The 20,403-nt window shown below is 69.6% G+C and carries 13 protein-coding genes and 1 pseudogene; 9 read left to right on the plus strand and 5 right to left on the minus strand.

Annotated elements, in window-relative coordinates:
• Window positions 1-76: 76 nt before the first annotated feature.
• The 3 genes and pseudogenes from JMF97_RS07940 to JMF97_RS31750 all read left to right on the plus strand — a co-directional run bounded on the left by JMF97_RS07940 (window position 77) and on the right by JMF97_RS31750 (window position 4,702).
• Window positions 77-2,632 carry a GmrSD restriction endonuclease domain-containing protein gene (locus JMF97_RS07940; RefSeq protein WP_203220961.1) on the plus strand — a complete coding sequence of 852 codons (2,556 nt, stop codon included), beginning with the start codon at window positions 77-79 and terminating at the stop codon, window positions 2,630-2,632.
• A 188-nt stretch (window positions 2,633-2,820) separates the two neighbouring features.
• Window positions 2,821-3,681 (plus strand): annotated as a pseudogene (locus tag JMF97_RS32200) (UvrD-helicase domain-containing protein); the annotation flags it as partial.
• Between the two features lie 697 nt (window positions 3,682-4,378).
• Complete coding sequence (locus JMF97_RS31750; RefSeq protein WP_307816819.1) at window positions 4,379-4,702, plus strand: 3'-5' exonuclease; 324 nt, start codon at window positions 4,379-4,381, stop codon at window positions 4,700-4,702.
• Between the two features lie 415 nt (window positions 4,703-5,117).
• Here JMF97_RS31750 and JMF97_RS07950 read toward each other — a convergent pair whose 3' ends face one another.
• On the minus strand, window positions 5,118-5,828 hold the full coding sequence (locus JMF97_RS07950) for a hypothetical protein (protein WP_238359024.1): 711 nt from the start codon (window positions 5,826-5,828) through the stop codon (window positions 5,118-5,120).
• A gap of 142 nt (window positions 5,829-5,970) precedes the next feature.
• Window positions 5,971-6,450 carry a hypothetical protein gene (locus JMF97_RS07955; RefSeq protein WP_203220964.1) on the minus strand — a complete coding sequence of 160 codons (480 nt, stop codon included), beginning with the start codon at window positions 6,448-6,450 and terminating at the stop codon, window positions 5,971-5,973.
• Between the two features lie 119 nt (window positions 6,451-6,569).
• Here JMF97_RS07955 and JMF97_RS31955 point away from each other — a divergent pair, with 119 nt between their 5' ends.
• The 3 genes from JMF97_RS31955 (at window position 6,570) to JMF97_RS07970 (ending at window position 13,970) form a co-directional block, all read left to right on the plus strand.
• Window positions 6,570-8,657 (plus strand): DUF4011 domain-containing protein, encoded by a 2,088-nt coding sequence (locus JMF97_RS31955; protein ID WP_203220965.1) that lies wholly within the window; start codon window positions 6,570-6,572, stop codon window positions 8,655-8,657.
• Window positions 8,588-12,583 (plus strand): AAA domain-containing protein, encoded by a 3,996-nt coding sequence (locus JMF97_RS07965; protein ID WP_203220966.1) that lies wholly within the window; start codon window positions 8,588-8,590, stop codon window positions 12,581-12,583. Before JMF97_RS31955 ends, JMF97_RS07965 begins: the two co-directional genes overlap by 70 nt.
• A 97-nt stretch (window positions 12,584-12,680) precedes the next feature.
• The gene (locus JMF97_RS07970; protein ID WP_203220967.1) at window positions 12,681-13,970 is read left to right on the plus strand and encodes a serpin family protein; all 1,290 of its coding nucleotides are present in this window, start codon (window positions 12,681-12,683) and stop codon (window positions 13,968-13,970) included.
• Between the two features lie 89 nt (window positions 13,971-14,059).
• Here JMF97_RS07970 and JMF97_RS07975 read toward each other — a convergent pair whose 3' ends face one another.
• Together JMF97_RS07975 and JMF97_RS07980 are read right to left on the minus strand one after the other, a co-directional pair.
• On the minus strand, window positions 14,060-16,420 hold the full coding sequence (locus JMF97_RS07975) for a M14 family zinc carboxypeptidase (protein ID WP_203220968.1): 2,361 nt from the start codon (window positions 16,418-16,420) through the stop codon (window positions 14,060-14,062).
• A 229-nt stretch (window positions 16,421-16,649) separates the two neighbouring features.
• A complete protein-coding gene (locus tag JMF97_RS07980) occupies window positions 16,650-17,075 on the minus strand; it encodes a MerR family transcriptional regulator (RefSeq protein ID WP_203220969.1) in 426 nt (141 codons plus the stop codon).
• Between the two features lie 121 nt (window positions 17,076-17,196).
• Between JMF97_RS07980 and JMF97_RS07985 the strand changes: the two genes are divergently transcribed.
• Window positions 17,197-17,922 (plus strand): SDR family oxidoreductase, encoded by a 726-nt coding sequence (locus JMF97_RS07985; protein ID WP_203220970.1) that lies wholly within the window; start codon window positions 17,197-17,199, stop codon window positions 17,920-17,922.
• A 75-nt stretch (window positions 17,923-17,997) separates the two neighbouring features.
• Here the strand turns inward: JMF97_RS07985 and JMF97_RS07990 are convergent, their stop codons facing one another.
• Window positions 17,998-18,513 carry a Uma2 family endonuclease gene (locus JMF97_RS07990; protein WP_307816820.1) on the minus strand — a complete coding sequence of 172 codons (516 nt, stop codon included), beginning with the start codon at window positions 18,511-18,513 and terminating at the stop codon, window positions 17,998-18,000.
• Between the two features lie 183 nt (window positions 18,514-18,696).
• Here JMF97_RS07990 and JMF97_RS07995 point away from each other — a divergent pair, with 183 nt between their 5' ends.
• Window positions 18,697-19,746 carry a sigma-70 family RNA polymerase sigma factor gene (locus JMF97_RS07995; protein WP_203220971.1) on the plus strand — a complete coding sequence of 350 codons (1,050 nt, stop codon included), beginning with the start codon at window positions 18,697-18,699 and terminating at the stop codon, window positions 19,744-19,746.
• Between the two features lie 61 nt (window positions 19,747-19,807).
• Window positions 19,808-20,371: a dihydrofolate reductase family protein gene (locus tag JMF97_RS08000; RefSeq protein ID WP_203220972.1), complete on the plus strand. Its 564-nt coding sequence runs from the start codon at window positions 19,808-19,810 to the stop codon at window positions 20,369-20,371.
• The last annotated feature ends 32 nt before the right edge of the window (window positions 20,372-20,403 follow it).

Genomic DNA, 20,403 nt, shown 5'->3' on the forward strand with positions numbered 1-20,403 from the left:
GGTGAGTTGCCGTGCACGCAGTCGCTCTGGTTGTCTTGCCGGACTCAAGACCAGATCACAGCGAGGAGCCGGTTGCATGGTTGCGGCGCACGAAACGATTCTGCGGGAGCTGCTGGAAGGCGCGAAGCAGTATCAGGTGCCGCTGTACCAGCGCACCTACTCGTGGTCGAAGGTTCAGCTCACGCGGCTGTGGGAGGACATCCGCAAGCTGGCCGACGACCAGATCGAGGATCCGACCGCGACGCACTTCATCGGCTCACTCGTGCTGGCGCCCAGCCCGAACATCGGACCGGCCGGGGTCGCCGAGTACCTGGTGGTGGACGGGCAGCAACGCCTCACCACCCTGACGATCCTGCTCTGCGCAATCCGCGACCACCGCGCCAAATACGACGGCCCCGAGCACCACGACCGGATCCACATGCAGTACCTGGTCAACCCGTTCAGGGCGGAGTCGCAGCGACTGAAGCTTGTTCCCACCCAGGCCAACCGGGCCGCCTATCTGGCCTGCGTCGACTCGACCCCGCTGGCCGGCGGTGCCGACCCGATCGGCGAGGCGTACCGGTTCTTCGGCGCACAGCTGGCCGCCGCCGACGACCCCGACGATCCGCTCGACATCGAGCGAATCGAGAACGCCGTCCTTTCCGGATTGGCGTTGGTGTCGGTCACCGCACAGGCCGGTGACAACGTCTACCGGATCTTTGAGTCGCTGAACAACACCGGGTTGCGCTTGTCTCAGGCCGACCTGCTGCGCAACTACCTGTTCATGCGCCTGCCCACCCGAGGCGAGACCGTCTACCGAACCCTGTGGTTCCCGTTGCAGCAGCACCTGGTTTTCGACGACCTGGTGCTGCTGTTCTGGCTCGATCTGGTACACCGGGACCCGCGGGTCAAGCAGACCGACGTCTACGCCGCTCAACAGGCCCGACTGAACAGGCTGCGCTCCGAAGAGGAGATCGAGGCAGAGGTCCGACGGTTCAGCCAGCTCGGCGCGCTGCTGCGGGTCATTCTCCACCCTGCGGAGGAGAGCGACCCGGGCGTACGGCAGCGACTGGAGCGGTTGCGCGCCTGGGGCACGACCACCGTCTATCCACTGCTGCTTCACCTGCTCGACCGCCGTGAGCGGGGTACGGCGACCTCGGAGCAGGTCGCCTCGGCCATGCGGTACGTCGAGAGCTTCTTTGTCCGGCGCCTGCTGATCGGCCGCGCCACCGCGAACATCAACCGGATTCTGCTCAGCATCGTCACCGAGATGAGCCCCGAGCTGCCGGTGGACGAGGCGGTCCGGGCCTACCTGTCGACCGGTCGCAAGCACTATGCCAGCGACGCCAGTGTGCGCGCTGCCGTGCGATCGATTCCGTTCTACCTGAACGGCCGGGCACATCAACGCAAGTTGGTCCTTCAGTGGCTGGAGGAGTCGTTTGGCAGCAAGGAGCCGGTGAAGCCGGAGTCGCTGACCATCGAGCATGTCCTCCCGCAAACCCTGACCCCCGACTGGCGGCAGATGCTGGCCGCCGACCTCGGTCCGGACGAGAACTTCGTGGAGGCGTACGAAGCCCTGGTGCACACGATCGGAAATCTGACCCTCACCGGTTACAACTCCGAGCTCGGCAACAAGTCCTTCACGGTCAAGCAGATGGACCTGAAGCGCAGCGGCCTCAGACTGAACCAGGAGATCGCCCGACAGGAGCGTTGGGGACGTACCGAGATCCACGCCCGAGCCGATGCCCTCGCCGAGCGCATCGTCACCCTCTGGCCCAGCCCCACCGAGCAGGCCCCCGAGCAGTCCGATGCCCTGTGGGGCCTGATGAACAAGGTGCTTGCCGAACTGCCCGCCGGTTCCTGGACCACGTACGGCGACATCGCTGCACTCATCGGCACGGCGCCGCTGCCGGTGGGCACCCGGTTGGCCAAACACCCGGCCCCGAACGCTCATCGGGTGTTGCAAGCCGATGGCCTCGTCGCGGCCAACTTCCGATGGCTTGATCCGAGCCGTACCGACGATCCGCGTGAGCTGCTCACCGCGGAGGGCGTGAAGTTCGACGAACACGGCCGGGCCGACCAGGCCCAGCGCATCGGCACCGAGGAACTGGCACAGCTTGCCGGTGTGACGCCAGAGGACCTGCCCGAGCGCCTGCCGCGACAGCGGCCGGCCGGAGACGTCGACCACGCCGCACGGTTCATCGAACAGCTCACCGCACTGCAGGGCCCCACGATCGCGACCGCTGTGCACGTGGTGCTCGACGCCTGGACCACGATGGGCGGCACCCTGCTGTATGGCAGCGCCGGGGAAACCTCCTGTTTCCTGATGGCCCGCAGCAAAGATCACGAATTGGGCAATATCTGGCCAGCGGCGATCTACCCGAGCGGCAAGTTCGAGGTGGTCTTCCAGCACCTGAGTGCGCGTCCGCCGTTCGACGACATCACCCTGCGTGAAGAGCTGCGCCAGCGGCTGAACCAGCTACCCGATGTGGATATCGCTGCCGCCAAGATTGCCCTCCGCCCTGGCTTCTCCCTAGCGGTTCTCGTGGACGCCGACGCCAGGGATGCGTTGCTCGACCATCTTCACTGGTTCTACGACCAGGCGACCGCCATCAGTGCAGACCGTCAGATCCAGGTGCCGTCGCTTCAGTAACCGGGAGGCTTGTAGTGCCGCAGCTAGCCTTCGCCAACACGTTCTGGCAGAGCTATGACGTGCTGGAGAAGCCGGTCAAGGCCGGCGTACGCAAGGCGATGGAGAAGTTCCACCAGCTCACCGTCGCCGAGTTGCATGCCGACAAGGGGCTGCACCTGGAGTCGGTGAACAACGCCCGGGATCCACGGATGCGGACGATCCGGATCACGGACTTCTGGCGCGGGGTGGTGCTCGCACCTGACGACGGCAGTGACACCTTTCTGCTGATCAACGTCGTTCCGCATGACGACGCGTACACCTGGGCCGCCAAGCGGCTCTACACGGTCAACAGTGCGACGCGGGCGCTTGAGGTCCGCAACGTCGTCGCCATCGAGCAGCTCACCCCGGCGTTGGAACAGGCGGCCGCGCAGGCGCCGAGCCTGTTGTTCGCCAAACACTCCGACACCGTGCTGCGTGATCTCGGCATCGACGATCAGGTGCTGCGGGCGGTCCGCACCATCGTCGACAAGCCGCAGCTGGAGGCATTCGGGACGCTGCTGCCCGAAGACCAGTTCGAGGTGTTGCAGTACCTTGCCGAGGGCTTCACCCCGGAGGAGGTCTACCGGGACGTGGTGGTCGAGCGACGGCCGGCGAACGTCGCGGCGGAGACCAGCGACAGCCTGGAGATCGCGATCGCGAACACCGCCAGCCGGATCACCCTGGTCACCAGCCCGGACGAACTCGCCGAGATCCTCGACAAGCCGTTCGCCGCCTGGCGGGTGTTCCTGCATCCGTCGCAGCGGCGGGTCGCCTACCGGGTCTCGTACAACGGACCGGCGCAGGTGACCGGCGGGCCCGGCACCGGGAAGACGGTCGCGGCCCTGCACCGGGTCAAGCACCTGCTTGCCCGTACGCCCGAAGGGCGGGTGCTGCTCACCACCTACACCAACGCCCTGGCCGCCAGCCTGCGGGAGAGCCTCGCGCTGCTGCTCGGCGACGAGCGGCAACTGGCGCGGGTGGAGGTCACCACGGTCAACGCGGTGGCCAACCGGACGGTACGCGCCCTCGCCGGCCGGGTGCCCACCCCGATCGGTGACCTCGACGAGCGGCAGATCTGGCGGCGGGTGTGCCGCAAGCTGACGCTGCCCTTCACCGAGCAGTTTCTGGCCCAGGAGTTCCGGCACGTCATACTCGCCCAGGACATCCGGGACCGGGAGGCGTACCGGGCGGCCAGCCGGTTCCGCCACGCACCTGCAGATCTGCGCGCGGGCAGCGGATCTGCTCGGCGAGGCCGACCTGACCGAGTACGGCTACCGGCATGTCGTGGTCGACGAGGCGCAGGACCTGCACCCGGCGCAGTGGCGGGTGTTGCGTGCCGCTGTGCCGCCCGGTGCCGACGACCTGTTCATCACCGGCGACCCGCACCAGAGGATCTACGATTCCCGGGTCTCGTTGGCCGCCCTGGGCATTTCCGTCGCCGGCCGCAGCAGCCGACTGCGGATCAACTACCGCAGTACGGAGGAGATCCTCACCTGGTCCACCAGGGTGCTCGTCGGCTCGTCGGTCGGGGATCTGGGCGGCGAGGGCGAGGACAGCCTTACCGGATACCGGTCCCTGTTGCACGGCAGGCGGCCCGCAGCCCAGGGGTACCCGTCGGCGCAGGCGGAGATCGGCGCCCTGGTCGAACGGGTGAGGGAGTGGTTGGGCCAAGGTGTCGGGCCGAGTGAAATCGCCATCTGCGCCCGGTTCAACACCACCCTGAGCGGCGTGCAGGACGAGCTGTCCTCGGCAGGGATTCCGTCAGTCCGGGTCCGCGACCAGCCGGGCGCGGAGGTCGACGGCGTACGACTGGCCACCATGCACGCGATGAAGGGCCTGGAGTTCCGCTGTGTCGCAATCGTCGGTGTGACATCGAGGGCGGTTCCCTTCGCCAAGGAGGTCACGCCACCGGAGGTAGACCAGGTGCAGCACGACAACGATCTGCTGCGGGAACGCTGCCTGCTGTTCGTCGCCAGCACCAGAGCCCGGGAGGCACTCCACGTCTCGTGGAGTGGCGCACCCAGCCCCTTCCTGTCTTTCGCCGTCCACTGACCGCCCTTCAGGGCCGGAAGGGGAGACCGGACTGTTCTTGCTCGTAGCGTCATAGGACCGGCTGCACGTGATCGGGCACCAACCGCTGCCGACCCGAGCAGGAAAGCAGCCGACCCGACTCGGAAAGCTGCCGGCAGGAACTGGCCGAGCCCTCCAGTTCGATCACATCTGTGATTGACAGGATGATGGCTACCGTCGTGGCCCCGACAGACCTTCGCCTGCCAGCAACCTCGCCGACATTGAGAGAGCAGATTCATTCGGCCCAGATGGCCGAAGTGAAGGCCGACGGACAAGCGATACCGGGACGCTGCATGGTCGTTCCGAGCGCACTGGCCAGCCAGTGCGCTCGGAACGACGAGATGAGATGGTCCGGGGTGCGAGTCCCGGCATAGTCCCCGAGATGGTCGACGCCGGGTCAGATGCTGAGTGACCTCCGGGTGGCCCGGACGGTGTCGAACAGCTCCTCATAGCAGTCGAAGCCCCGCTCGACACAGTCCATGTCGACCCCGCATTCCCGCTGTCGCGCCCGTAGCAGCGACTCATCCGCCACATATACCGGAAAGGTCAGGAAATCGACGTCGGGAACCCGTTCCTGGAGCATGGCGACGTCGTCCTGCACGCCTTCCCTGAACTGAAGCCAACCGTTGAGGTCGTCGTAGACGACCGCGCCGGCGGTGATCCCTTTCGTCCATCCGGTAAAGAGCGCGGCGAGACTGGTGGCGGCACGAGCCGAACCCCAGGCATCGGGGGTCAACTCGTAGCGCCAGATTTCCCCCTCGTGGTCGCCGGCGAGCACGAACGTGTAGATCAGGTGCTCGAAGTTGAACAGCCGCACTTGATGCCGCCACGGGAAGGGGGTGCCGATCGATATCGCCAAGGTGTCGAGTTCCTCGCCCCAGTTGGTCGGCCACGGCATGATCCATCCGCCGTTGGGCAGCAGCCGTCGCGGCGGCCATTTCTGCGACTGAAACCAGGTCAGCTGCTCGGCGACGTGGTCCACGTCGAAGAGCCGGTCGACCATGTCGGGTGGCTGCCCGACGGGAGCTTCTGCGTGCTCGGGCCAGTCGAGGCCCGCAGCCGTCGCCGCCGCACGGTACTCCGAGACCGCGTCACGTAGCACGCGCATGTCGTCAAGCATCAGGGAGCCGCCGGCAGGTTGGGGGTCATGCACATGCTGGCCCCGCCCTCACTGACTCGGAATCCGAAACTCGGCCCGTTTGCCGCGACCCATGGCTTCACCGGCAGCACAACGCGATCCTGGCGGCCAGTCAGTCGAGGCGTTGGCCGTCGAGCACGTTGATGAGCCGGTCGTCGCGGCTGACCTCGTACCCGCGTTCGCGCAGCGCCGCTACCAGCTCACTCTCCTGATCGAGTGGGATCTCGAGGTAGTCGCCGTTGTGAACGGTGGAGACCTCCTTGCCGAACCGGTTGCAGAGATCCTCGGGGAGCAGCGTGAGGGCCCGCTCCGTGACCATCGGCGGCCAGTTGCCCTCCGTGATCGCAGCCACCTCGTCGAGGGTGAAGGGCCGGTCGTCGGGGTAGTCCTCCGGCTCGTAGCATTCCGGGCCGGCGGGATTCGACAGGTGGGTCATCTGGACCTGGCGGGCTTCGCCCCAGGTGCGGGCGGCGGCCAGCGCGGTGATCTCCGCGGCCTCCGCGGTGGCGGTGTCCGCGTTGGCGAAGGCGAGGCAGTCGTGCAGCTGGGCGTGGCCGTAGACCAGGCGCGGGACGGTCGGGTGTTGCGTCATGGCGGACATCCTGCCGCAGGGATACGACTTCCCGGATCGGCGTACGGACGGGGGAGGATCCCCCGGTCGGGTGGCCGTTAGGCTGACCGTTCCTGGCCTCGCTACCCGGAGTGATTCTCGTGTCCGACAGCGTGTTCGCGCAGTTCACCGCCGACGACGATCAGTTCGCCGTGGCGTTGCTCGTGCAGCCGGCGATCAACGCCGCCCTGGTGCACAACCGGGTGCCGTTGATCCGGCATCTCACGCTCGTCAACCGTGGCACCGAGCCACTGTCGGGTGTGACGTTGACGCTGGAACTGCTCGGGCCGGCCGGAGCGCTCACCGAGCCGTGGCACCGCAGCCTCACCGCGCCGCTGCGGCCCGGCGCGAGCACCGGATTTGACGACTTCCGGGACGTCAGCCCGGACGGCGCGCTGCTCTACCGCACCGACGAGGCATTTCCGGTCGACTATCGCCTCACCGTTGCGGCGGCCGGCAAGGAGCTGCACCTGGTCGCCCCGTCGCGGGTGCTGGCGCACAACGAGTGGTTCAACAGCCCGGCCCTCTACGACAGCCTGGCGGCGTTCGTGCAGCCGAACACCAGGGCGGTCGAGGCGGTGCTGCGCTCGGCGGCGCAGATCCTGCTGGCGCGTACCGGTTCCGGCTCGCTGCAGGGTTACCAGGACGGCTCGGAACGCGCGGCGCTGATCGCCGGCGCGGTGTACGAGGCGCTGCGGCACCTTGAGATCACCTACCAGACGCTGCCGGCGTCGTTCGAGAACAGCGGGCAGAAGGTCCGGACGACGGCCGCCGTGCTGGAGGGGCGGCTCGGCAACTGTCTCGATCTGTCGGTCACCTATGCGGCCTGCCTGGAGGCGGCGGGGCTGCATCCGCTCATCTTCATCAGCGAGGGTCACGCCTTCGGTGGCTTCCTGTTGGAGGAGGAGCGGCTCGGCTCCGCCGCCGTCACCGAGACGAACCTGCTGATCTCGATGGTCGATTCGGGTCGGGCGGTGCCGGTCGAGCTGACTCGCATCGGGCCCGGCGCCCAGTCGGCGACGTTCACCGAGGCGGTTCGGGTCGGGCTCGGCCACTTCCGTGGCGAGGGCCACCGGCTCCAGGGCGTCGTCGATGTGCACCTGGCCCACCGTTCCGGGATCCGGCCACTGCCGTCGGCCGACGAGCTGGTCACGCCCGCGCCGGTCGACGCGCAGACGGACACCGACACCGTGGCCGCGTCGCTGGACCTGCCGCCCGGGGTCGCCGCCGCCAAGGTGCGCCAGCTCGCCGAGGAGGGCGACGAGGTCGCGCCGCCGTCCGACGGGTCGCCGGCGCGGATCCAGCAGTGGCGCAAGTCGCTGCTCGACCTGAGCCTGCGCAATCCGCTGCTCAACCTGCCCAAACGCGGTCGCGGTCTGGACCTGCACGTGCCGGCCGGAGCGCTGGCCCTGCTCGACGATCTCATTCATGACGGCCGCCAGGTGCACGTCATCCCGCAGGACGACATCAGCCACGTCCACGAACTGGCCGGAGCACGCCGGGCGCAGGATCTCGACGCCGAGATCCTCACCCGGGAACTGCGCACCGACCGCCGGGTCTACGGCGCGGTCACCGAGGCCCGCTACAAGACCGTGATGCGGACGTTGCAGCGTGAGGCGCGCACGCTGGAGCAGGAGACCGGCGGCAACTATCTCTACCTGACCATCGGCACGCTGGTGCACACCAAGACCACCGGGGGAGAGGCGTACGCCCCGCTGTTCCTGCTGCCGGTACGCATCGAGGGCGGTGCGGGCCGCCGGCCGTACGCGATGGTCATCGACGGCACCGAGGTCGCCAGCCCCAACTACTGCCTGATCGAGTGGTTGCGGGTCAAGCACAGTGTCCGCATCCCGGAGCTGGAGCAGCCGGTTCTCGACGAGCACGGCATCGACATCGCCAAGACCCTCGCCGCGATCAACACGGGCCTGGTCGACAACCGGCTCAACTACCGCATCGACGAGACCGCGAGCCTGCGGCTGCTGCAGTTCTCCACCTTCCAGATGTGGCGTGACCTCGGCGACCACTGGCCCCGGTTCATGGAGAACCGGTCGTCCGGCATCTCGTCGAGTCCTCCGGCGCCACCTTCGACGACCCGGCCCGGCCGGAACACGAGACCGAGGTGGCTGTCGACGAAGCCGAGCTGCACCTGCCGATCCCCGCCGACGGATCGCAGATGCAGGCCATCGTGATGGCCGAGCGTGGCCAGTCCTTCGTCCTGGAGGGGCCGCCCGGCACCGGCAAGTCCCAGACCATCACCAACATGATCGCCCGGGCGGTCGCCGCCGGCCGGTCGGTGCTGTTCGTCGCCGAGAAGCAGGCCGCCCTCGAGGTCGTGAAGCGTCGGCTCAAGCAGATCGGCCTGGGGTCGTTCGCCCTCGATCTGCACGGGCGTAAACAGTCCCTCAACGCCATCCGTCAGCAGCTGCGCGACGCCCTCGACCAGTACGACGACGGCGGCGACGGGGACTGGACGGCCGTCGAGACCGCCTACCGGACCCGGCTGGCGCCGCTGGTCGAGTACCCGGAGCAGGTCCACACCGCCAACCCCGCCGGGATGTCGCTCTGGTCGGCCTACGAGCAGGTCCTCGCGTACGGTGACGGTCCGGTCGCCCCGATCCCGGTGAGCTACCTGCACGCCCCCGACGAGGTACGCGCCGAGGTGGAGCGGACGCTGCGGGAGTTCCCGGCCGCCGCCCGCTCGGCACGGGTGCGTCCCGAATACCCGTGGGCGCTCAGCGGCTGCCGCACTCTCGACGGGCTGCACGGCGCGGCCGTCACGGAGATCGCCGCCGAACTCGAACGCCTGCGCGCCGACCTCGCCGCCCACCCGCACCTCGTCGGGCTGCTGCGCACGCTGCCCACCCCGGAGGCGGTCGCCGAGTTGCAGGCCGGCGCCTGGCTCGCGGTACGCGCCATGCTGCCGGACCGGGAGACCACCCTGCGCGCCGGCGACCGACGGTGGGACGAGGCGGTGGCGCGGCTGCAGGCCGACCTCGCCGCCTTCCACCAGGGCTTCGCCGGCGAGCTGGCCACCTTCCGACCGGACGTGTACGCCCGGCCCGAGCTGGCCACCTGGCACGCCGAGGCGGAGGAGGCAGCGAAACGGCTGTTCGGCAAGCGCAAACGACGCCAGGCGGTCGCCGACAAGCTGGCCGTGCATCTTGTCGCCGGCGCCACCGTCGACGTCGAGCGGGTCGAGGTGACCACGGGCCGCCTCGTCGCCGCCCAGGCACAGGCCGCGGCGTTCCATCAGCAGCACGCCGCCGCGCTCGGCGGCCTCCGGCTCGTCGGCTGGCAGCCCACCAGCGCGGACGCCCCGCAGCGGCTGGCCGAGGCGATCGAGGCGACCCGCGTCGGCCGGACGTTGCTGGCCCGGCACCCGCAGGCGTGGGACCTGTTCCAGCACGGTGTCACCGACGTCGACGCCAGTCTGCTGGACCGGGTCGCCGCCCGATGGCGGGCCTGGCGCGGGGTGCTGCGCTCCGCGGAGCCGGAACTGGCCCTCTGGGCGGCCGGCTCGCACTGGGTGGACGCCTGGGAACGCGACGGCGCGACCTGGCTGCACGGCCTGCGTACCGAGGAACTCTTCCCGCTGCGCCGCTGGGCCACCGTCCTCGCCCACGCCGACGTGCTCGCCGCCGCCGGTCTCGGCGACTACCGGGACCAGTTGCTGCGCGCCGACGTCGCCGGGCAGTACGCCGAGGAGGCGTACCGGCGGGGTGTCGCCGCCGCCTCGCTCGCCGAGCGGACCCGGGCCGGCGGGTTGCAGTACTTCGACCCGGAGCTGCACGACGACGAGATAGCCCAGTTCGAGACGGCCGCGGGTGAGCTGCGCTCCGCGCTGCCCGAGCGCCTGCCCTCGGTGCTGGTGCGCCGCCGGCCGTTCAGTCCGACCGACCGGCGGGGCCGCTTCGCCGACTTCGCCGCCGAGCTGCGCCGCAAGCGCGGCGGCAAATCCTTCCGGGAGCTGTTCGAGCTGTACCCGGATGCGGTGCTGGCGTTGACCCCGTGTGTGCTGGTCAGCCCGGCGTCGGCGGCGAACTTCCTGGCACCGGGGAGTCAGCGCTTCGACCTGGTCATCTTCGACGAGGCGTCGCAGATCCGCGTCGCCGAGGCGGTCGGCGCGATGGGTCGTGGCCGCGCGGTCGTGGTCGTCGGCGACTCCCGGCAGATGCCACCGAGCAGCATCATGCAGGCCAGTCACGTCACCGACGAGGTCGACGGCGATGACGGCCCGGTGCCCGAGGATCTGGAGAGCATCCTCAGCGAGGCCGTCGAGTCAGGATTGCCGCAGCGGTGGCTGTCCTGGCACTACCGCAGCCACGACGAGTCGCTGATCGCCTTTTCCAACCGCTACTACTACGACAACAAGCTCTCCAGCCTCCCGTCGCCCGGTGCCAGCAGTTCCGCCGGCATCACCTGGCGCCGCGTCGACGGCCAGTACGACCGGGGCGGCTCGCGCACCAACGACGTCGAGGCGCGGGCGATCCTCGCCGACATCACCCGACGCCTGCACGCCCCGGCCACCGCCGGTCAGTCCATCGGTGTCGTCACGTTCAACATCCAGCAGCGCGACCTCATCCTGAACCTGCTGGAGGAGAGCGCCGACCCGTTCATCCGGGAACACCTCTCCGGTGCCGTCCCGGAGCCGATCTTCGTGAAGAACCTGGAGAACGTGCAGGGCGACGAGCGGGACGTCGTGCTGTTCTCCCTGGCCTTCTCCACCAACCCGGAAACCGGCCAGCTGCCGCTGAACTTCGGCCCGCTGAGCCAGGCCGGCGGGGAGCGGCGACTCAACGTGGCCATCACCCGGGCGCGCCGGCAGGTCGTGTTGTTCTCGTCGTTCGACCCGTCCGACATCGACCTGTCCCGCACCTCGGCGGTGGGCACCCAGCACCTGCGGGCGTACTGCGCGATGGCCGCGGCCGGCGCGGACCGCCTGGGTGATCTGGCCACCGACCGGACCGAGCGGCGCAGCCGCATCCGGGACGAGGTCGCCGCAGCCCTTCGCGAGCGCGGCTACGAGGTGCGGACCTCCCACGGCCTGTCCGACTTCACTGTCGACATCGCGGTACGCGGGCCGGGTGCCGCCCGCTGGCAGGTGGCGGTGATGCTCGACGGTCCTGAGTGGAGAGGTCGCCCGACGGTGGCCGATCGGGACTCCGCGCCCGGACTACTTCGGTCGATCATGGAATGGCCGGGGGTCGTCCGGTTCTGGCTGCCGGCGTGGATCCACGACCGTTCCGCGTTGTTGCAGCGGGTCGACGAGGCGATCGAGCGAGCCTCCGCCGCTGACGAGAACGCGCCCGAGTCGGCTCAGGACATCGCACCCGCCGCCGAAACCGAGCTGCCGTCACCCCGGACCGGTGAGCAGATCGAGCAGCCACACTCGACGGACGACCTCGCCACCCCTTCGCGTACCGAACTCGTCGCAGCTGCCCCGACGGCACACGTGACCAGCCTGGCAGCCGCGCCCGCGTCGGCGCCGGCCTCCGGCCCACCCGCGCCGGTGTCCGGTCCGCCCGCGTCATCGGCAGCCGCGAGCGCCATCGCGGTCAGCCCCTTCGTCGCGTACGCGCCGACACCGCTCGGCGACCAGAGCGACCTCGACCTGCTCGCCACCGACCAGCGGGTGCGCGGGCTGGTCCGGGTGGCACTTCGCGAGATCATCGCCGCCGAGGGGCCGATCGAGCAGCACCGGCTCGCCCGGCTGGCGCTGGCCCGCTTCGGGTTCCTCCGCACCCGGGAGGATCGGCGCACCACGGTGCTCGCGCTCGTCGACGCCCGCCGGCTCTACGACCACCCGACCGTCGGCCGGTACGCCTGGCCGGAGGGGACGGACCCGCAGACCTACCGGGCGTACCGGGTCACGCAGGCGAGCAACGACCGGGCGTTCGAGGAGGTGCCGCCGGAGGAGGTAGCAAATGCCTTCGTGCACGTGCTGCAGGAGGTGGCGCGGATGGAGGAGGATCGGCTGCTGCGCGCCGGGCTCGAACGTCTCGGCTACCGGCGGCGTACCGAAAAGATCGACAAGCTGCTCCGGTACGGCCTCCAGGTGGCCCTGACCAGCGGCCGTGCCCGGTACGACGAGGACGGACGCATCACGCCCGGCTGACGGCTGGTCACCACGCGGCTCGCATATATCGCAGAACGTCGATGTAATTTCGGTGTTTACCTGGTGTTTCGGTGTGAGTCTGCATTACCGTCGAGATATGGTCTCGCGTCGATCGGTGTTGCGGACCGTGCCCCTCGCGGCCGCCACGCTCACCGCCACCCCAGGTCAACTCCGCCGCCTCGACGAACCGTCCACATCGACCGACCCGATACGCGTACCTCCCGATCCTGCCACGCTCGCTGCCGCCGCGACCGCGGTGCGCGGCTTCTCGGCCGACCTCTACCGAGAGCTGGCGTCGACCCGTCCCGGCGACAACGTGGTGTGCGCCCCTTACTCGGTGGGGCTCGCGCTGGCAATGACCCGGGCGGGCGCCGGTTCGACCACGGCGGCGGAGATGGATGCGGTGCTGCACGCGCCGCATCCCCGGCCCGGCGCGCTCGACAGTGGCCTCAACACCATCGAACAGACCCTCGCTACCCGCTACCAGGACGGTGACGGGAAAGCCCGGCCGCTGCTGACCACCGCCAACGCCCTCTGGACCCGGCTCGGCCTGGGCCTGCGCCCCGGGTTCCAGGACACGCTGACCGGCTACTACGGCGCCGCGCCGCACCCGGTCGACTTCGCCGGCGCGCCGGAAGCGGCCCGCCAGGAGATCAACACCTGGGTGTCCGACCGGACCAACGCGAAGATCCCGGAGCTGCTGCCGTTCGGTGCCGTGAGCCCCGGCACCAATCTGATCCTCACCAACACGACCTACCTCAAGGCGGCCTGGAAATACCAGTTCGTGCCGGCGTTGACCGCCACCGAGCCGTTCACCCGGGACGACGGCAGCGTGGTCGGCGTACCGATGATGCGCGGGCCGTTCGCCGGGATGGGCTACCAGGTCGGCGACGGGTGGCGGGCGGTCGACGTGCCGTTCGCGGGGGACCGGCTGGGCATGGCCATCGTCATGCCGACCGGGAACGATCTCGCCGCGATCGAGGGCAACCTCGACGGGGCGTGGCTGGGCGCGTTGCTGACCGGGTTCGGCGGCGCCACCGTGCAGCTGCGGCTGCCCCGGTGGACGTTCCGCCTGCCGGCCGAGCTGGCGGCGGTGCTGAGCAGCCTCGGCATGCCCACGGCGTTCACCCCGCAGGCCGATCTCAGTGGCATGAGCACCGATTCGGCCCTGTACATCGACGATGTGCTGCACGAGACGTTCATCGCGGTGGACGAGAAGGGCACCGAGGCGGCAGCCGCGACGGCCGTGATCATCCCGCCGCCGTCGATCCCGCAGGGGCCGCAGTTCTTTGTGAACCGGCCGTTCCTGTACGTCATCCACGACTGGTACACCGGCGTGCCGTTCTTCCTCGGCCGGGTCCATGATCCGCTGGTCGGCGCCCCGTAGGCAGCGGGCGGGCCGCCTCGACAACAGTGGTGGGCAAGGTCCCGCCCGGCACCAGACGGCGCCGGGCGGGACCGAGCGGGCTGACAGGATCAGCCGTGGAGGATGTCGAGCAGACGCTGTAGCTCCACGGCCAGCTCCGTGCGCGCTGCCGGGTCGGAGTTGTCGCGCTTGGCGTTCTCCACCTGACGGATCAACGCGGTCAGCACCGGCCGGGCGGCGTGCGCCGGACCGTCCTTGCTGAGCAGGTTCTCGATCACGGTCAGCCGGGACGTCACCTGCGATGCCGTCTGCTGCGCCAGCCGTTCGGCGTCGATCAGCTCGGCGAGGAGTTCGCGCGCCGGCGCAAGCCGGGGGTCACCGGCAGCGCAGTACGAGCGCCGCTGCGCGTCAGCGACCGCGGTCTCCGCGCGGGCGTCGAGGAGCAGCGGGATCATCCGCCGGTGTGCCTGCGCCATGGAGACCCCGATACCGTCCGGGCGTACCTGCGCGTCGATCTGGTGCCGGCGCAACAGCTCCGCGAGCTGCCCGTCGTACTGCTGCGCCGGGATCAGGTAGCCGCAGGTGTCGGCCTCCACCGGCACCGTCGCGTCCTCGTCGAGGTAGACGGTGCCCCGACCCGCCTGCGCCTCGGCGGTCGAGTGCGCGATGGCGGCAGTGATGTCGGCGCTGTTGGCGGCGAAGTACGCCACCGTCGCGTCGAGGACGAAGTCGAAGGCGCGTACGGCCCGGTGCCGGATGTTCAACGTCCGGTTCGGATCACCGGTCTGCTCTTCGAGCCGGCCGGCCACGGCCCCGGAACGCACCTCGTTGAGCAGGCCCACCGAGTTACGCAGCCCGGAGTAGTTGCGCATGATGGTGGCGTCGCCACGGGTCGCGAGGGTGGACCGCTGCGCGGTGTAGCCGACGGTGCCGGCACCGTCGATCAGCGCCTCCTGCACGAGGGCCTGTGCGTGGTCCTGGACGGGCTGGGCGACGTTCGGATGCTGGGCCCAGTTCGGCACCACCGACTGGTCGCAGCAGTTGTGGCCGTCGAGCACCACCGCCGGTCGGTAGCGGTTCAGCACCTCGACCGCGGCCCGGGCCTCCGGGGACTGCAGGGCGAGGTAGTCCCGGTTGACGTCCAGACCCTGGGCGTTCTCCCGCACCCCGGCGACCCGTCCGTCCGGATTGGCCGTCGGGTTCACCAGCACGGCGTGGGTGGTCAGCATCGCGGTGACGGCCGGGTCCTCGGAGAGCGCCAGGTTGCGGATGAGCCCCAGGCAGGACTCCCGTGGCGTCCACTCGTTGCCGTGCACGGTGCAGTTGACGAAGAGGGTCGGGCGCTGGCGGATCTCACGCTCGTCGGGGGCCTTCGGGTAGCCGATCCGGACCAGGTTGATCACGCGTTCCTGCACGCTGGTGCCGATCTGGTCGACGGCGATCCGCTCCGACCGGGCGTCGATCTCGGCGAGGAACTGCTGTTCCCGCGTGAACGTGGTCAACTGTCCACCACTGGCCTCGAACGGCGTCGGGACGTCGGCGAAGGAGTTGGCGGGTGCGGTGACCGTGAGCGGCGGCGACCATGCGCCGGGGCCGAGCAGCGCCGAGACCCCACGCACCCGGTAGCGGGCCGCCGTCGCGGGGGCGACCAGCGGATCGGCGTACGCGGTAAGCGTCCACGGCGAGGCGATGAGCTTGCCGTCGCGCTCGACCTCGTACCAGTTCGCGCCGTCCAACTCGGTCCAGCCGACGGAGATCTGGTTGGCGATCGGCCGGCTCGTCACCGACGGCGTGCCGGGAACGACCGGCTTGGCGACGATCCCGTTCGGTGCGCGCGGAGCACTGCCGCCGGTCGCCACGCCCAGGTGGGCCCACTCGGTGACCGTGTCACCGCCGGTGGTGTGCCCGACCCCGACCCGGCCGCCCTGGTGCACGGAGTCGCTGACCTCCAGCATCCAGCTGTCCGGCTCATCCGCGCCGTACGGCCACACCTTGAACCGCAGCAGGTTCCCGGTGCGTTGCAGCACCATCTCGTACCACATGCCGACGATCGGCGCGGCTGCCAGATTCGGGCCGTTGCGCAGGGTGGTGAAGGTGCCGTTCTGGTAGCGGTTGATCCGGTACCGCAGGCTGCCGGTCTCGCCACGGAAGTCCACGTAGTACGCGTTCTCCGCGCCCGGCGCGCCTCCGGCGTGCAGGAACAGCACGCTCTGCGTACCCGAGGTGGAGAAGATCCGGACCAGGGCGGAGACCTCCACGTCGCCGGTGACCTGGCCCACGGCGTCCGGGCTCAGCGCCTGCCGGCCGGAGGTCGTGGCCCGATGAACGAGACGAGCCGGGTCCGGCTGGACCCGGTACTCCGAGTCCCGCCACACGCTGGACCAGCCGGCCGGTGCCGTACCGGCGGCCTGTCCCCGGAAGTCGATGCTCTGTGGTGCGGCGTCCGCGGCTGACGCGGGTGCCGCAGCCACCAAGGAAAGGGGTACGAGAAGGGCGGTCATGACGACTGCGGTGCGCCTGAGCCACCGGGTGATTGCAGGACGCGATCCCATGGGCAACACTCCCGTCGGGCGATGGAAGTCGGACGATGCGTGACGTCCTCCCGGCAGCCGAATATCGGCTCGGGCTCCAATGTCCCGGCGAGGCTACGGTCAGGGGTCGCGCCTGGTAGACCGAGCGGCGTACTCCTTGAGCAAGTCCTCAGACAACCGCGGCGGCCGTGGTCGCCTCGGCGTCGTGGTACGGCGTCCAGGGGGGTTCACGCAGGGCGGGGCAGTGCTCGGGGGTCGGATGGTGCGCAATGTCGATCATGCGATCGAGGACGTCGCGTGCGGCAGCGAGGTCGGCCATGGCGGCGGTGATGCGGTTGCGCTCGGCGGCCATCAGTGCGAAGACCTCGGGGGAACCGTGCCCGGTGTCGATGTAGGGCATCAGCTGCACGATGGTACGGCTGGGCAGGCCGGCGGTGAAGAGTTGCTGGATCAACCGGACGCGTTCGACAGCTGACTCGGGGTAGATGCGCTGGCCGCTGGGGGTGCGTTCCGAGGTGAGCAGACCCTGCTCTTCGTAGTACCGCAGAGCTCTCGTGCTGACGCCCGCCTGTCGCGCGATGTCACCGATGCGCATCGGTGTCCTCCTCTGCTTGCCCCGTCCGACTTGCCCTTGACGTCAACGTCAACTCCTACGGTAGTCGACGCCAGGCCGGAACGCGGCCCCCCACCGAAGCCCATCCAGGGAGCGAGAACCCATGAACACCGCTGACCAGATCGCCCTCGTCACGGGAGCCAACCGCGGCATCGGCCGCCAGTTCGTGCTCGAACTGCTCGAACGCGGGGCGCGCAGGGTGTACGCGACGGCCCGTCGCCCGGAGAGCCTCGACTTCACCGACAGCCGGGTGGTGCCGCTGCGACTCGACCTGCTCGACCACGAGTCCGTCGTCGCGGCCGCAGCGACCGCACGTGATGTCACACTCCTGATCAACAACGCCGGCATCGCCACCGGAGCTCCGCTGGTCACCGGTGACCTCGCCGAGGTGCGCCGCGAGATGGACACCCACTTCTGGGGCACGCTCGACGTGATCCGCGCGTTCGCTCCCGTGCTCGCCGCCAACGGCGGCGGCGCGATCGTGAACGTACTGTCGGCGCTGTCGTGGTTCGCCGGGCCGGGCACCGGCTCGTACGCCGCCGCCAAGGCCGCCGAGTGGAACATGACCAACGGCGTACGCCTCGAACTCGCCGACCAGGGCACCCTGGTCCAGGGCGTCCTCCTCGGAGCCGCCGACACGGACATCTCCGCCGGCTACGACGGACCCAAGATCGACCCCCGTGACGTCCCGCGTCGATCGCTCGACGGCCTGGCCGCCGGATCGATCGAGGTGATCGTCGACGACTGGACCGCCATGGTGAAGGCCTCGCTCGCCGGCGACCCCGCCCCGTTCTACACGCAGATCACCGAACTACTCGGTGCCAGCTGAGCGACGTCGCGGACGGCGAGATCGCACATCAGCGGGGCAGCCGATGTGCGATCTCGCGTCGTCGTGGTGGCGCAGTCAGTCGAGGTCGTGTTCGGTTGGGCTGGTGTTGAGGAGCCAGGCCAGCGGCATGGTCGCGCGGACGGTGTAGTGGTCGCCGTCCAGGTGGTGCATGGTGACGGTCTGGGCGGCATCCTGGTCGACCACCCAGTACTGGCCGATGCCGGCGGCGGCGTACTCGTTGCGCTTCGTCACAGTGTCGATGCCCTCGGAGCCGGGTGAGATGATCTCGACGACGAGAAGCACATCGGCGACCGGCAGCCAGACCCCGTCAGCCTGAGCCTTACTCCAGACGACCAGGTCGGGGATACGTCCGCCGACGCTGCCGTCTCGGCCGGGAATGCGTAGGCCCACGGTCTGAGCGATACGGTCCGCCGGCACGCCGCCCTGGGCGAACCACACCATGAGCCGGGTCGCGATGATGGCATGGGCGTACCCCGGCGGCGGCATGATCGAGAGGACTCCCTCCGGGCTGATCTCGTACCGGTGGTTTTCGTCCTCAGCCATCATCGCGGTGAGGTCATCGAGCGTCACGACCGGGGGCATGTATCTGCCAACCGCCTCTGAGCTCATGCGCAGATCCTACCGGCCGAGGACCGGACGAGGGACGGTGACACCTTCGTACCTGGTTGACCCTCGGCAGTGGAGGGAGGCAGATGCAAAAGCGCCATTGGCTGACGCGTCGAGCGACAGCCGTGCGTTCGGTACGGTCGCCCGGTGAGCGACGACGACTTCGCCTCCCGGATCGAGCAGCACCGGCGTGAGCTGCGCGTCCACTGCTACCGCATGGTCGGCTCCTTCGACGAGGCGGAGGACCTCGTGCAGGAGGTCTTTCTCAAGGCGTGGCGGGCACGGGACGGGTTCGAAGGACGGTCGTCGCTGCGCAGCTGGCTCTACCGCATCGCCACCAATGTCTGCCTCGACGCCCTCGACGGGCGCAAGCGGCGGCTGCTGCCCGATCAGGCCAACCCGGACTACGTGCCGGGGCAGCCCGCGACGACCCTGGTCACCGGCCCGTGGCTGCAACCGTTCCCCGACGCGCTGCGCGAACCGTACGCCCTGCGGGAACCACGTACGCCGCGCGAATCGTACGCCCTGCGGGAGCCGGTCGCGCCGCGCCAGGACGAGCCGGAGGCGGCGGTCGTGGCGCGGGAGACCCTGGAGCTGGCGTTCCTGGCGGCGATGCAGCACCTGCCGCCGCGGCAGCGCGCCGCGGTGATCCTCTGCGACGTGCTGGGCTGGCCGGCGCGGCAGACCGCCCAGGTGCTCGACGGCAGCGTCGCCTCCGTCAACAGCGCCTTGCAGCGGGCCCGCGTGACGTTGCGGGAGCACCTCCCGCCCGGGCGGTCGGACTGGGCCCCGGCCGCGCCACCGACCGAACCGCAGCGGCAGGTGCTGCGGCGATACCTGGACGCGGTCGAGCGCGGCGATCTCGACGAGGTGGCCGAACTGCTGGCCAAGGACGTGCGGGCGACCATGCCGCCGTTGCCGGAGTGGTTCGCCGACCGCGAGTCGGTCCTCGCGGCGCTGGCCGCGACCTGGGACCCGACCTCTGCCGACTACATCGGCGCGCTGCGGATGATCCCCACCAGCGCCAACGGGCAGCTCGCCGCCGCGAGCTACCGCCGACCGCCGGGCCGGCAGGTCTTCGAGCCGTTCGGGATCGGGGTGTTGCAGGTACGTGACGGACTGATCACCGAGATCGTCGCCTTCCACGAGCCGGCGCTCTTCCCGGCGTTCGGCCTCCCGCCGACGCTGAACCGATGAGTTTTCGTCGCGGCTGCCGTCACTTCTTCGGTACGAGTTCAACGACGCACGGGAGGACAGCATGAGCGACTTCGCACCGCAGACCGCCGGCGGCAAGGTTCTGTGGCACTTCACCATGTCACTCGACGGGTTCGTGGCGGGACCGGAACACGACATGACGTGGATGGAGACCGGCATCTCCGAGCGACCCGGCTTCATCCGGCAGTACGTCGAGACGACCGGCGCCATCCTCGGCGGCCGACGTGGCTGGGACATGTTCCCCGACGCCGGCAATGTCTACGGCGGCGACTGGACCGGCCCGGTCTTCGTGTTGACCCACCACCCCGAGGACGCGAAACCCGCTGACCGGGTGACGTTCCTCGACTGCGATGTGGCGGAGGCGGTGCGGATCGCGTTGGCGGCCGCCGACGGCAAGAACGTGGAGGTGCTGTCGCCGGACATCGGCCGTCAACTCCTCGAACGTGACCTGATCGACGAGATCGACCTGCACATCGCGCCGGTGTTGCTGGGTGACGGCATCCGGCTCTACGAACACGTCGGTGGCCGCCCGATCTACCTGCACCGCGTCGGCGTCGACGACCCGACGGCCGAGGTGGACGTCCGCTACCGGCCGGCGGCAGCCTGACGCGCGGGGTCCGGACCAGCCCACACGCTGGT

Source organism: Micromonospora fiedleri (assembly GCF_016774385.1).
GTDB lineage: Bacteria > Actinomycetota > Actinomycetes > Mycobacteriales > Micromonosporaceae > Micromonospora > Micromonospora gifhornensis.